We start from the raw sequence: 12,588 nt of genomic DNA, 5'->3' as shown, positions 1-12,588 counted from the left end.
CCGCGCCGCACCACCCTTCGGGATCAGACCAGTTCGGGGATGCGGTCCGGCAGCCGGTCGGTGACGGAGGCGGTGAGCGTCCGGACGGTGAGCAGCCGGACCGGGGCGCGGTCCGCCACCAGGCGGGCCCGCGTGCCGTGCGGGAGGAGGGCCAGCTGCCCGGCGCGTACGGTGTGCTTCGCGGAATCCGTGGCGAGTCGCAGCTCGCCGTCGAGGACGAGCACTGCCTCCTCCACCCCGTGCTGCGGGGTGGAGGTCAGCACGGCGCCGGGCGGGAGTTGCCAGTGCTCCAGCGCCTCGCACTCGCTGTGCAGCATTCCCCGGCGCACCAGGCAGGTCCACGCGGCCGCCGCACCCCCGCCGCCGGTGCCTGACCCCGTACGCACGGACGGACCCGCGACCGTACCCGTACCGGCACCGCTCTCCGTGTCCGCATTCCCGGGGGTGCTCGTGCCCGTGGGGACGACGGTGCGGATCGCGTCCTCGGTCGTCGAGATGATCACGACGCCTCCGCCACGGGGCGCGGGAGGGCCAGGGTCACGATCAGCAACCGCAGCGGGGTGACCGCCTCGATGCCGGTGGAGGTCGCCGCGCCGAGGGTGAGGCAGGTGTCGGGCGCCAGTGGCGCCGTGCCGCCGTCGGCGGTGGCCCGGCCCGTCCCCTCGTGCACGAAGACGGCGAGTTCCGCGTCAGGGGCACCCAGCCGGGTCCGCTGGCCGGCGTCGAGTTCGACGACCTCCACCTGCCGCAGCGGGCCGGTGAAGACCTCACCGGTGGAGACGGTGCGCTCCTTGAAGAGGTCGTGGATGACTGCGTCGCCCATGGGGGGTACTCCCGGGTGGATGTGGTCGGCTCCGGACAGGACGGCGTCGGTGCCGGGTGCGAGGGTCTCGATGACCCACCAGTCGAGGTCGCGTTCCCCGGTGTTGCGCAGCCCGTGCACGTTGCCGGGGGCCGTCAGGGCGAGCGTTCCGGGGCCGACCGGGTGCGGCAGGCCGTTGAAGAGGAACTCGCCCCGTCCGCGCAGGACCAGGTAGATCTCCTCGGTACGGGTGTGACGGTGCTCCCCGCTGAGCCCGCCCGGGGGGACGGACGCCCACTCGACGGCTTCTGTGGGCGAGTCGAGCTGGCGGCGTCCCGCGAAGCACTTCCAGCGGGTGCGTCCGGCCGCGCCGTGCACACCGTGCACCGTCGCGGCGCCCGCCACGGTCCCGACCGAACGCCAGGGGGTCGCGGCAGGGGATGCCTGCGGCTCGCGGAGCGCGGTACGGCCGGGGGCCGGGGCCGGGGCCGGGCCGGGGAGGGTGTCGGCTGCGGTGGTCACCGGGAGACTCCGGAGCCGAGGACCGCCAGCGACTCGGCCGCGGCGGCGAGTTCGCTCTCGGTCACGTCGTTGACGAAGAGCGCGCTGCCGATGCCGACCGGGAGCGGCAGTCGCTGCTTGCCGTCGCGGTGCCGCACGGTGTCGCGCAGGGCGTCGCCGAGCACCTCCGGCGTGCACAGCGGGTGCCGGGCCGGCAGGCCCAGCCGCGCCATCACGCCGAGGATGCGGTCACGCTGGTAGGCGCTGACCAGGCCGCGCCGCTCTGCCATGACGGTGGTGAGCGCCATGTCGACGGCCACCGCCTCGCCGTGCAGCAGTGCGGGCAGCGCGTGCATCTCGATGGTCGGGCTGAAGGTGTGGCCGTAGTCGACGACGCGTTCCAGCACCTTCTCCCAGAGGTTGGGCTGGAGTTCCTCCAACATGCCCTGGATGGCCCGTTCGACCACCTCGGTCGCCGGGTCGAGGTGCAGTCCGCGGGCCGCGAGGCGCTGGCCCACCGGTACGTCGGCGGGGGTGGGGCCGATGGCGGCCGGGCTCTGGAGCTTGCCCTGCAGCAGGTCGGCGCCGTGCTGCTCCAGCAGGTCGAACAGGCGGGCGTCCTTGATCAGGGCGATCTTGAGTATCTCGGCCAGGCCGTTGCTGATGTGCCGTGTGTCGAGCGTGGCCAGGAAAGAGCGGTCCAGCAGGGTGCGGTCCGCGGGGAAGTAGGTGCCGAGCCGGTTCTTGTGCCCGTTGTGGTTGACCCCGGTCTTGGCACCGACACCCGCGTCCACCAGGCCGATCAGCGTGGTGGGGATGCGGATGAACGGGGTGGAGCGGCGGTACAGGCTGGCCGCGAAACCGACGATGTCCATCAGCACGCCGCCGCCGATGGCGATGACGGGCTCGCGGCGGCGGTCGACGCCGAAGGCGTCGAGTGCCTCGGTGACGTGCAGTACCGCGTTCACGGACTTGTGCGTCTCGCCGTCGTCCAGCACCAGTACGCGGTGCTCGACACCGTGGTGGTCGAAGTAGGCGCGGATGCGCTCGCCGTAGAGCGAGTCGACCACGCGGTCGGTGACGATGAAGCGGCGCTGGCCGCTGCTGCTCGAGGCGTCCTCCAGGATGGTGGAGTTGCCGGGGTCGAGAAGATTCTCGCAGGCCCGTATCTCGTACTGGACCGGGTTGCTGGTCTGTACCGACCAGTGGGTGACCGGGCTGCCCACTGCGAAGAGGCCGTCGTTGTCCCGTGCGGTCTGGGTTTCTTGCTGCATCAGGTTTCCGCCTCCGACGAAGAGTCTCGGTTCGGGTTCGTTGCGAATCCGGTCGGGGCAGTGCTCTCGGGTCTCCGCGCCGCGAAGCCTCCTGGGCCGCCTGCGCGGGACGTGGCCACGGCGTCGTGGCCTGCCCCCCCGTCGCCGAGATCGACCCTGACACAGATTTCATTGCGTACGCAAGAACATGGGTGGGTGTGCGACAGGAAACGCGGCCGGAAAGCGGCTGTGCTGCGGCGTGAAGCCAGCCCCCACCTGGGATTCACCCTCGCCGCCGCGCTCTGGGATGTCCGGAAGTGCTCGACTGATGCATGTCTCCGCAAGGAGCGGGGGATTGCGCGTTCCTTCGGCGCCCGGCCGGCCGGGACGCCTGATCGGGTGACGGGTCGCCCTGCCGCCGGGGAAGCGGGAAGCCCCCGTCCGTGGAGGGCGGGGGCTTCGGGGGCGGGCCGGCACGGAGCGGTGCGGGCCGGCCCGGGTGCTGCGCGGTTCGGGGCGTCGGCGAGTCGCTGCGGGGCGGCTCGCCGCACGGTGGTCCGGAGCGGCACGGTGGGGGTCAGCGGTCGAGCCTCGGGGCGTACCGCAGTCGTGCGACGACGGAGCTGGTTCTGCTGTCCATGGAGGCCACTTCCAGCGCCGTGCCGACCTCGCGCCGGAAGAGGCCGCCTATCTCCGCGGCCAGGTCGCGGCCGGCCTCGGTGATACGCACCACCACGCCCCTGCGGTCGGTCGCGTGCGCCCCCCTCTCGACCAGGCCGCGCGACTCCAGCCGTTGCACGGCACGGGTGGCGGACGACTGGTTGAGGCCCAGGAGCTGGGCGAGCTCGTTCATGCGGATTCCCGACGGGTCACCGTTGGCGAGCGCCCTCAGTGCGAGGAAATCGGTGAGGCCCAGCTCGTAGTCCTGTGAGAGCCTCCGGTCCAGCGCGGTCCCGACCTCCGCGACGAGAACCGACAGTTGACTCCACAGCTCGACGCTGTCTTCCTTACGCGCTCGCATGATGTCGACTTCTCCAGGGTGCCCGAGGGTTCCACCGCCCGCCGAGGGGCTTCCGGCCGCGGTGAGGGGGGAGGCTGGGCTCGGTCCCGCGGTGAGCGGGACGGCCAGAACAAGCCCAGGGTACGAGGCCCCGCCAGCCAAGGAAACCCTCCAGGGACATACCTTTTCCATGCCTACACATAGAGATCCATGGCTTCTTGACTTGACTAGCACTCGACCGCTTCTCCCGAATCGGCAAAACCACAGTTCAAAGACCATTTCAGGGGGGAATCGGCATCTGATCGGTCAAAGTACTTCCTTGCGTGCGCAACGACATTGTCATACTGTCGCTCTCGGTCGGCCCCCGGTCGCGAGGCGGGGCCGACGTCCGAGCATCCGCGCGCCGTGTACCGAACTGGACCCGGCGTGCCGTTTCGAGGGGGAACCATGCTCAACGCCGTCACGGCGTCGTCCTCGCCGGTCCTCGCCGGCCTGCCCACCGCCCGCGCGGTGGATCACCACGCCTTCACGGTGCCGCGTCTCGACGAGGCGGTCGCCTACGTCACCGATGTCCTGGGGGGAGAACTCTGCTACCGGGAGGGGCCGGTCGAGGACCCCTCCGGAGACTGGATGACCCGGAAACTCGGTGTCCACCCGCGGGCCCGCGCCCAGGTCGCCCTGGTCCGGCTCGGTCCCCGTACCAACCTTGAACTCTTCGAGTACGCCACCCCCGACCAACTCGTCTCCCCGCCCGGCCCGAACGACGTCGGTGGCCACCACCTCGCCCTGGCGGTCACCGATCCGGACGCGGCCGACGAGCACCTGCGCCGTGCAGGCACCGTCCGCCTGGGGCCGTCGGGTTCCCCCGGCAGGTCCCGCCGCTGGTTCCTGACCCCCTGGGGCATGCTGCTGTCGGTGCGCGGGCGTGTCCGGCCGGACGGGCGGCGTTTCGTCCCCGTGCCCGGCCCGCACACCACCGCCGTGCAGCGGTCCCTGGGCCTGCTGGGCGTGGAGCACGTCAGCTACACCGTCGCCGACCTCGATGCCGCCGTCGCCTTCTTCACCGACGTACTCGGCGCGGAAACCGTGGAGAGCGCGGCGGGGCCCGGCACCGGGACGGACGGGCACTGGCCGCCCGGCGCCGAGCAGTCGCGGCGGGCCCTGCTGCGCACCGGGCCGACCGCCAACTGCGAACTCATCCAGAGCGGAACCGGCGCCCTGCGCTCCCGGCCGCCGCGCAACAGCGACATCGGCGGCCACCACCTGGCCTTCTACGTCGACGACGTGGACGCGGCCGCCGCGTATCTTCGCGAGCAGCCGGGCGTGGCCCTGATGGGCGAGCCGGAGACGATCACCCAGGGTCCGATCGCCGGGGACCGGTGGCTCTACTTCAGCACCCCGATCGGCATCCAGATGGAGATCATCAGCATGCCGGACGGTTCACTGCCGTACGAACGGCAGACCACGGCCCGCCGCGCCACCCCGGGAGACCTGCGCTGGCACGACCGCCCCTGACCACCGGGCCGGTGGCCACACCCACGGCCAGCCCACGCCACCCTGGCGACCGTACCGCGCCGAGGCGCTCGCGGCAGGCCGCGCCCGGCCGCGACACCGCGGGACCCGCCGCACGCCGTACGCCGCACCGGGACCCCGGCATGCCCGACCAGACCGCGCACCACGGCACGGGCCGCGCGCCACCATGCCGTACGCCGCACCTCGATCCTTCAGGGAATCCTCATGGACACGCTCACCCCGTTACCGATCCGTCCGGCCGGGCCGCTGCGCAGAGCGGCGGCGGCCCGCGTGGCGGTCTGGCTGGACCGCCGGCGCACCGCTGCGGAGACCGGCGAACCGACCCTCGGACCCGGCCTCGAAGCCGCCCTCGGCGGAGCAGCCGGCGGCGTCCAGGACCTGCTGCCGCCGCCCGCCCCCGGGGGACGCTCTCCGGGACGGCTCTCCGCCCACGGCACCCGCATCACCGGCCCCGTCCACGGGCCGGCCGGTTACCGGCGGCTGATGCGGAGGCTGCTGTCCGAGGCGGCCACCGCCTCCCCCGCGGCCCGGCCGGTCGCCATCGAGTACTCCGTCCCGGCAGTGGACGCCCTCGTCGATGCCCGCCTCGACCTGATCGGCGGCTGGGAGGCGAAGGCGATGCGGTCCCGCGCCGGGATCGCCGGAGCCCACCTGCTGTACGACATGCTGCTCCGCGACCTCTCCTCCCCGCGCTGGGCCGAGGCCATCGACCGCGGCGCGCCGGCCCCGTACCTCCTGTGGTCGACGCAGCCCGGGGCCGGTCCGGACCGGGGCGCCGACCTCGCCCAGCGGCTGCTGTTCCCCGGGACGGCCGTGGCGCTGTCGCCCCGCGCCCTGGAGGCGTTCGCGCAGCACGGCGTCGTCACCGGGCCGACCGCCCTCGACCTCGCGGAAGCCCTCCGCGTCGCCCGCGTCCTCGACTGGTTCGGCCTCCGTCTGGACGCCCTGGACGTCCAGCGCGCCCCTTAGGGGCGCTGCGCAAGTCCCTCACAGCACGGCATGGGACTTCCACGACTCTCCCGGCACTCCGGAACCGCACAACCGGAACCGGCCCAGCCCTCTCCCGCTCTCCCGTCGGCCCCTCATCTCAAGGACTCTCACTCATGCCTTCCCCTGCCTTCCTTCCCTCCGACGCGGCCCCGTCCGCCGGGCCGGCAGCCGCCGATGCGGCCCGGAACCCCGTGGCGCGGGCCGCGGCCGGTACGCGCGTGCACCGCCGGACGTTCCTCTCCGGCACGGCCGCGGCGGGCGGCGCGCTCGCGGTGACCGCGGCCGGGCTGAGCCCCGCCGCCGCGGCGGGGACGGCCCGCGGCGGCCCCGTCGCGGGCCCGGCGCCCGACACGGGCGCTTCCCCGGTCACGGTGGGTCCGGCCGACCAGCGCTACGCCGACCTGCGGCGAGGCACCAACCAGCGCTGGACCGGGAGCCCCGAGCGGATCGTCCTGGCCACGTCCACCGCCGACGTCGTGCGGGCCGTGCAGCACGCGGTCGACAGCGGCCGGCGGCTGGCGGTGCGCAGCGGCGGCCACTGCTACGAGAACTTCACCACCAGCGACGACATCGCGGTCGTCCTCGACCTGTCGCGGATGGACGACATCGCCTACGACGAGCGCCGCCGGGCCTTCTCCGTGCAGCCCGGCGCCGTCCTCGGCCGGGTCTACGACCGGCTCTACAAGGGGTGGGGCGTCTACCTCCCGGCCGGCAACTGCCCCACGGTCGCCGCCGGCGGCCACATCCAGGGCGGCGGCTACGGCTCCATGAGCCGGCGCGACGGCCTCGCCGTGGACCATCTGTACGGCATCGAAACCGTGGTCGTCGGGGCGGACGGCCGCGCCCGTGCGGTCATCGCGACCCGCGAGCCCGGAGACCCGAACCGGGAGCTGTGGTGGGCGCACACGGGAGGTGGCGGCGGCAACTTCGGTGTGGTCACCCGCTACTGGCTGCGCTCCCCGGATGCCCGCGGCGACGACCCGGCAGCCCAACTGCCCGCGCCGCCGCGCGAGGTGTGGCTGAGCGAGGTCGCCTGGCCGTGGGAGGAGCTGACCGAGGCCCGCTTCACCCGGCTGATGTGGAACCACGGCGAGTGGCACACCCGCAACAGCGCCCCCGACTCGCCGTACACGGCACTGTTCAGCCAGCTCAAGCCGTTCCACAAGTCGGGTGGCGCCGTGGTGCTGGACTCGCTGGTCGACGCCGGTGCGCCTGGTGCCGAGCGCCTCCTGCGCAGCTACATGGCCGAGGTCGGGGCCGGGGTCGGGGTCCGGCCCCAGGTCCGCCAGTACCGGCGGATGCCCTGGCTGCACGCCACCCAGTGGCCTGGGTTCACCGGCCCGGACCCGACGGTCCGGTTCAAGGGCAAGTCGGTGTACGCACGCCGTACGTACACCGACGCCCAGATCTCCGCCGCCTACCGGCACCTGACCCGCGACGACTTCCACAACCCCGGCGCGCTGCTGATGATCGCCTCGTACGGCGGTGCGGTGAACCGGGTCGCGCCGGACGCGACCGCGGTGCCACAGCGGGACTCGGTGCTGAAGTACCAGGTCGTCTCGTTGTGGGAGGACGCGGCGGACGACACGGCCAACATCGCCTGGGTGCGGGAGTGCTACCGCGACATGTTCGCCGCGACCGGCGGTGTGCCGGTGCCGAACGACACCACCGACGGCTGCTTCGTCAACTACGCCGACGTCGACCTCGGGGACCCGCGCTGGAACAGCTCGGGCCTCCCCTGGCACGAGCTGTACTACAAGGGCGGCTACCGGCGGCTCCAGAAGGTGAAGGCTTCCTGGGACCCCACCGGCTTCTTCCACCACGCCCAGTCGGTTCGCCCCGCCTGACCCGGCACACCCGTCAGGCGCCCAGGCGGCCCGGCCCCCCTCCCTCCGGCAACCGCCGGACGGCACCTGCCCGCCCCTTTCCGGCCGGGCACCCCCGGGTGCCCGGCACCGCCCTGCGCCGGTCAGGTCGCCACGCATGCTGCGCGGCCCGCCGGCCGGGGCCTCCTCTGCCCGTTCTCCCACGTCGAGGTGATCCTCGTGTCCGCTGCTCCCCCTGTGCCCGGGCGTTCGCCCCGGCTCTCCTCACTGACCGGGATGCGGTTCTTCGCCGCCTTCCTCGTCTTCCTCTTCCACCTGTCGCTGCTCGACGCCTACTCCACCTCCGGTGAGGAGCACGGCCCGTTCGCCGCCGCCGTGAAGAACGGCGGCTGGGCCGGTGTCACCTTCTTCTTCATCCTCAGCGGCTTCGTGCTGGCCTGGTCCGCCCGCGACGACGACACCACCCGTGCCTTCTGGGGGCGCCGGGTCGTGAAGATCGTGCCCAACCACGTCGTCACCTTCTTCCTCGCCCTGGCCTCCTACGCGTACGTGTCGGCGACCTGGGGACGGGGCATCCCCAACTTCCTGCTCCTGCAGGCGTGGATACCGCGCGACGACGTGTTCTTCAGCATCAACAACCCCAGCTGGTCGCTCTCCTGCGAGCTGGTCTTCTACCTGCTGTTCCCGGCGCTGTACCGCGCCGTGCGCCGGATCCGCGCCGAGCGGCTCTGGCAGTGGGCCGGCGGCACGGCCGCGGTGATCGTGCTGCTGCCGCTGCTCGTGCAACTGCTGCCCGCCGGTGAGACGTTCGGTCCGCACCACGCCAACTCGCCGCTGTACGGCCACTCCATCACCCAGATGTGGCTCGTCTACATCTTCCCGCCCGCCCGGGTGCTCGACTTCCTGCTCGGCATCCTGATGGCCCGGATCGTGCTGTCCGGCCGGTGGATCGGCCTCGGGGTGCTGCCCGCGCTGGCCGTCACGGTGGCGGCGTACGCGCTGAGCCTCCAGGTGCCCTTCCTGTTCTCCCTGAACGCCGTCGTCGTCGTGCCGTTCGCGCTGCTCATCTCCGCCGCGGCGGCCCGGGACGCACAAGGCCGCGGCACCGCAGTCAGCGGACGCGTGTGGGTATGGCTCGGAGAGGTGTCGTTCGCCTTCTACCTGGTCCACCAGATCCTGCTGTCCGTCGTACAGGAGCGGTTCGGCTACCGCGAGGCGGGCTCGTTCGCCGAGGCCGCCGTCGTGGCCGCGCTGATCGCCGCGGTCAGCCTGCTGCTGGCCTGGCTGCTGTACGCCGGTGTCGAGCGGCCCGCCGTGCGGGCCTGGGCGCGCCGGGCCCGCGCCGCCCGCATGCGGCACGCGGCCGTGGCCCCCGTGCCCGCGAGCGACGGGAGCGAACGGCCGGTCACCGTCGGCACACCCTGACCCGCCCGCAGCCCCGGCCCGCCGGCGCTCTTTTGGCCCTTGCCAGGAGGGCGCCGGCACCCGGCTGGGCCGACCACCGAGGAGACCTCCATGCCGCTGCCCGTCCTCGCGATGATGGTATGCACCTTCTGCATCGGCACCGCCGAGAGTGTCATCGCCGGCATCCTGCCGGACATCGCGCGGGACGTCGGCGTCTCACTGACCGCCGTCGGCCTGCTGATCACCGTGTACGCCGTCGCGGTCGTCCTGGTCGGCCCGTTCGTCACCGCGGCCACCGCCCGGCTGCGCCGTGCCACCCTCCTGCCCGCCATGATGGGCGTGTTCGTGCTGGGGAACGCGCTGGCCGCGCTGGCCCCCGGCTTCGGCTGGCTGCTCGCGGGCCGTGTGGTGAGCGCCGTCGTCCACTCCACCCTCATCGCCGCCTTCGTGGCGGCCGCCCGGGACATGGCACCGCCGGACCGGAGGGCCGCGTGGGGGGCGAAGGTCACGCTCGGCATCGGCCTGTCCAGCGTGGCCGGGGTGCCGGCCGGCACCCTGATCGGGAACGCTTTCGGCTGGCGAGCCACGTTCTGGGCGCTGGCCGCGCTGAGCCTGGCCGCCGCTGCACTGCTCGCCCGGTGCGCCGTACCCGAGGCGGCGCCGGGAGCCACGGCAGGGGCGGCCGGCGCCTGTCGGCCGGGCGGTGCGGGTGCCGGCCGGCTCCGCTTCGTCCTGCCGGGCCGGATGCTGCTGGTGGCCGTGGTGATCACGCTGGGCACCGCGGGGGTCTTCGCCCTCTACACCTACGCCTCCCCGTACCTCACCGAGTCCGCCGGGTTCGGCACCCGGGGCGTCACCGTGCTTCTGCTGCTGTACGGGCTCGGGGGCATCGCCGGCAACACGGTGGGCGGCCGGGCGGCCGACCGGTTCCCGTCCGCGGCCGTCCCCGTGACGCTGGGCACGGCCGCGGCGGGTCTGCTGCTGCTCGCGCTGCCGCCGGGAAGCCGGTGGGCCGTGGCGGGCCTGTTCTGCCTGCTGGGGGCCGCCTACTTCGCGACGATCCCCGCCCTCAACACCGCCATCGTGTCCGCGGCGGGCCCGTCGTCGTCCACCATGGCGCTGACCGTCAACAACTCGGCGTTCTGCGTGGGGATCGCGCTCGGCAGCTGGCTCGGCGGTCTCCTGCTGGCCCGCGGACAGGCGCTGCCGGCCGTGGCCGCGGCGGGCGCGGCACTGACCGCGGCGGCCCTGCTGCTGGCCCTGGTGGGCACCCGGCGCCCAAAGGCGGTCCCGGCACCCGGGACCCCGGCTGCCGACGTGGCCACCGACGCACTCACCGACACGGCCGTCACGGGTGGCGAGTCGTCTCGGTGACGCGCCGGCGGCCGGCGATCCGCCGGGCGCGGCCGGACCGTGGTCGACCCGGCGCCCGGCTGCGGTCACCTCACCGCCGGTACGGCCGTCCAGGCCGGGTCGGCCAGCGGGAGCAGCATCGACAGGCTCGGCGTACAGGACGCCGACGACCGCTCCCGCGCCGAACGACTGCACGCAGACGATCACGAGCGGGCCGGCCGGAGGGGTACGGTCCCGGCTCGGCGAGGGCGGGCGGGCCGGTCGCACGTCTCATGGGCCGGCCTGGAATTCCTCGTGGAGCCGGGGAAGGAAGGCGGCAAGGTGGTTCATCTCCGCGGCGCAGTGGTGGATCATGTCGGTGCCGATCGTGGCGGGCGTCAGCCGCGGCGCGGCCCGGGGAGCCACCACGCGGCCGACTGTGCGGCCGGGGGCCGAGGTGAGGGCGCGGGTGGCCAGGCCGGGCGGCAGGGCGCGGGCGGGCAGGCTCAGCAGCGCGCCGTCGCCGAGGAAGAACCGGGACCGCATCTCGGCACCGTCCTCGGTGGGCCTGACCTGGTGGACCAGCCACCCGAAGGCCAACGGACGGGAACTCAGGCCGACGCGGGCGCAGATGTGGGTGGTCCCGGTGACGGGGGCGATGCCCATCTTCTCGGGGTCCAGGAACCGGATCGCCAGCGGCTGCACCCGGCCGCCGATGTACTCGTCCACGTAGGAGACGTTGCCGATGTACCGCTGCCGGTCGGTCAGCGTCCGGTCGGCGCCGCGGTCCTCGCCCAGGGCGCAGTACTGGTGGGCGTCGGGGTGCCAGAGCTTGTACCGCGCGCTCTCGCGGCTGTGCCAGCCGAACCACCAGTCCCACATGTCGGCGGTGGCGCCGGGCATCGGGGTGTGGACGCTGACCATGACGCCCCCGCCGGGGAGGCGGGTCCAGCCGGTCTCCACGGCCTCGTGTCCGGGTCGGGCGAGCCGGTCGGCGACCTCGTCGACCCCGTACCCGTGCTCGGTCGGCGCCATCCCGCTGACCAGGGCGTGCACGACATGCTCCGGGACGGGCCGGGTCCGTTCCCGGAAGTAGCTCGCGTACGGCTGGGCCCTGTCGGCCTCGCGGTAGCCCAGGTAGCGCGGTTCGCGGGTGTAGCCGGCCGGTCTGGGCGCCCGGTCGGCGGCGCTGGGCTCGTACCTCATCGGGCTTCTCCCTCGCGGGTCCGTGCGGTGCGAATCGCGGCGTGGGCCGCGTCCACCGGAGTCCCGAGCAGAAGCAGGTGGGTGAGGGCCACGTCGGCGGCGTCGCCGTTCCAGCGATCGGTGGGCGCGGTGGACAGGAACATCAGCGCGGTGCTCTCCAGGGCCAGTGACAGCACCCCGGGGTCGAGGTCGTTGCCGAAGACGCCGCGTTGCTGCCCGTGCCGGATCAGCTCGGCGACGATCGCGTTGAACGGGTCCATCGCCGAGGTCACGGCGTCGGCGGCGCCGCGGCGGGCGAGTTCGACGACCGGGGCGAACTCGCGCGCCGCGCCCCAGGTGCGCAGCACCGTCGCCGCCAGCTCCGCGCCGGGGTCATCGGCATGGACGTCGATGTGACCCAGGTGCGCGACGAACTGCTCTGCCCCTGCCCGGACCAGGTCGGCGACCAGGTCCTGCCGGGTCGGGAAGTGGCCGTAGAGGGTGCGGCGCACCACCCCTGCCACCGCGGCGATGTCGTCCATGCTCGCGTCGGGGTCAGCGGCCAGCACCTCCCTCGCGGCGTTCAGGATCGACAGCCGGTTGCGTTCCCGGGCTCTCAGTGTCCGGTTCGTTGCAGCGGGCACCGCTTCGCCTCCTCTCGCCCTTCAGGCACCTCTGAAAGTTACACGGCACGAGCATCTTTGCGCAAGGTGTGCAAATTTCAGCAGGTCATGCCGCCCCGGCGCGAGGCGCGTCACCGCG

The 12,588-nt window shown here is 73.3% G+C and carries 11 protein-coding genes; 5 read left to right on the top strand and 6 right to left on the bottom strand.

All coding sequences use genetic code 11. The features are described 5' to 3' along the window. Window positions 1-23: 23 nt before the first annotated feature. The 4 genes from I3F54_RS32430 to I3F54_RS24260 form a co-directional block, all read right to left on the bottom strand. Window positions 24-503 (bottom strand): cupin domain-containing protein, encoded by a 480-nt coding sequence (locus I3F54_RS32430; RefSeq protein ID WP_240121004.1) that lies wholly within the window; start codon window positions 501-503, stop codon window positions 24-26. Next, a complete protein-coding gene (locus I3F54_RS24270; RefSeq protein WP_240121003.1) occupies window positions 500-1,324 on the bottom strand; it encodes a cupin domain-containing protein in 825 nt (274 codons plus the stop codon). Before I3F54_RS24270 ends, I3F54_RS32430 begins: the two co-directional genes overlap by 4 nt. Then, window positions 1,321-2,577 (bottom strand): sedoheptulose 7-phosphate cyclase, encoded by a 1,257-nt coding sequence (locus I3F54_RS24265; protein ID WP_240121002.1) that lies wholly within the window; start codon window positions 2,575-2,577, stop codon window positions 1,321-1,323. Before I3F54_RS24265 ends, I3F54_RS24270 begins: the two co-directional genes overlap by 4 nt. A 556-nt stretch (window positions 2,578-3,133) precedes the next feature. Next, complete coding sequence (locus I3F54_RS24260; protein ID WP_240121001.1) at window positions 3,134-3,577, bottom strand: MarR family winged helix-turn-helix transcriptional regulator; 444 nt, start codon at window positions 3,575-3,577, stop codon at window positions 3,134-3,136. A 426-nt stretch (window positions 3,578-4,003) separates the two neighbouring features. Between I3F54_RS24260 and I3F54_RS24255 the strand changes: the two genes are divergently transcribed. The 5 genes from I3F54_RS24255 to I3F54_RS24235 all read left to right on the top strand — a co-directional run bounded on the left by I3F54_RS24255 (window position 4,004) and on the right by I3F54_RS24235 (window position 10,683). After that, window positions 4,004-5,071, top strand: a complete 1,068-nt coding sequence (locus tag I3F54_RS24255; RefSeq protein ID WP_240121000.1) for a VOC family protein — start codon at window positions 4,004-4,006, stop codon at window positions 5,069-5,071. A gap of 222 nt (window positions 5,072-5,293) precedes the next feature. Continuing rightward, window positions 5,294-6,058: a hypothetical protein gene (locus I3F54_RS24250; RefSeq protein ID WP_240120999.1), complete on the top strand. Its 765-nt coding sequence runs from the start codon at window positions 5,294-5,296 to the stop codon at window positions 6,056-6,058. 134 nt (window positions 6,059-6,192) lie between these two features. Next, the gene (locus tag I3F54_RS24245; RefSeq protein ID WP_240120998.1) at window positions 6,193-7,926 is read left to right on the top strand and encodes an FAD-binding oxidoreductase; all 1,734 of its coding nucleotides are present in this window, start codon (window positions 6,193-6,195) and stop codon (window positions 7,924-7,926) included. Between the two features lie 198 nt (window positions 7,927-8,124). Further along, on the top strand, window positions 8,125-9,330 hold the full coding sequence (locus tag I3F54_RS24240) for an acyltransferase (protein WP_240120997.1): 1,206 nt from the start codon (window positions 8,125-8,127) through the stop codon (window positions 9,328-9,330). A 90-nt stretch (window positions 9,331-9,420) separates the two neighbouring features. Then, window positions 9,421-10,683: an MFS transporter gene (locus I3F54_RS24235; RefSeq protein ID WP_240120995.1), complete on the top strand. Its 1,263-nt coding sequence runs from the start codon at window positions 9,421-9,423 to the stop codon at window positions 10,681-10,683. Window positions 10,684-10,932: 249 nt separating this feature from the next. On the opposite strand, the gene I3F54_RS24230 is transcribed toward I3F54_RS24235, so the two are convergent. Together I3F54_RS24230 and I3F54_RS24225 are read right to left on the bottom strand one after the other, a co-directional pair. Next, window positions 10,933-11,847, bottom strand: a complete 915-nt coding sequence (locus I3F54_RS24230) for a DAPG hydrolase family protein (RefSeq protein WP_240120994.1) — start codon at window positions 11,845-11,847, stop codon at window positions 10,933-10,935. Beyond that, complete coding sequence (locus I3F54_RS24225) at window positions 11,844-12,470, bottom strand: TetR/AcrR family transcriptional regulator (RefSeq protein WP_240120992.1); 627 nt, start codon at window positions 12,468-12,470, stop codon at window positions 11,844-11,846. The genes I3F54_RS24230 and I3F54_RS24225 overlap by 4 nt, the downstream gene beginning before the upstream one ends. Window positions 12,471-12,588 lie beyond the last annotated feature (118 nt).

The organism is Streptomyces sp. MUM 2J, assembly GCF_022414535.1.
GTDB lineage: Bacteria > Actinomycetota > Actinomycetes > Streptomycetales > Streptomycetaceae > Streptomyces.
This window is presented reverse-complemented; position numbering and strand designations above follow the sequence as displayed.

Coding starts and splice junctions, on each gene's coding strand:
- I3F54_RS24265 (WP_240121002.1), bottom strand. CDS start 2,577: ATGCAGCAAGAAACCCAGACCGCACGGGACAACGACGGCCTCTTCGCA.
- I3F54_RS24260 (WP_240121001.1), bottom strand. CDS start 3,577: ATGCGAGCGCGTAAGGAAGACAGCGTCGAGCTGTGGAGTCAACTGTCG.
- I3F54_RS24255 (WP_240121000.1), top strand. CDS start 4,004: ATGCTCAACGCCGTCACGGCGTCGTCCTCGCCGGTCCTCGCCGGCCTG.
- I3F54_RS24250 (WP_240120999.1), top strand. CDS start 5,294: ATGGACACGCTCACCCCGTTACCGATCCGTCCGGCCGGGCCGCTGCGC.
- I3F54_RS24245 (WP_240120998.1), top strand. CDS start 6,193: ATGCCTTCCCCTGCCTTCCTTCCCTCCGACGCGGCCCCGTCCGCCGGG.
- I3F54_RS24235 (WP_240120995.1), top strand. CDS start 9,421: ATGCCGCTGCCCGTCCTCGCGATGATGGTATGCACCTTCTGCATCGGC.
- I3F54_RS24230 (WP_240120994.1), bottom strand. CDS start 11,847: ATGAGGTACGAGCCCAGCGCCGCCGACCGGGCGCCCAGACCGGCCGGC.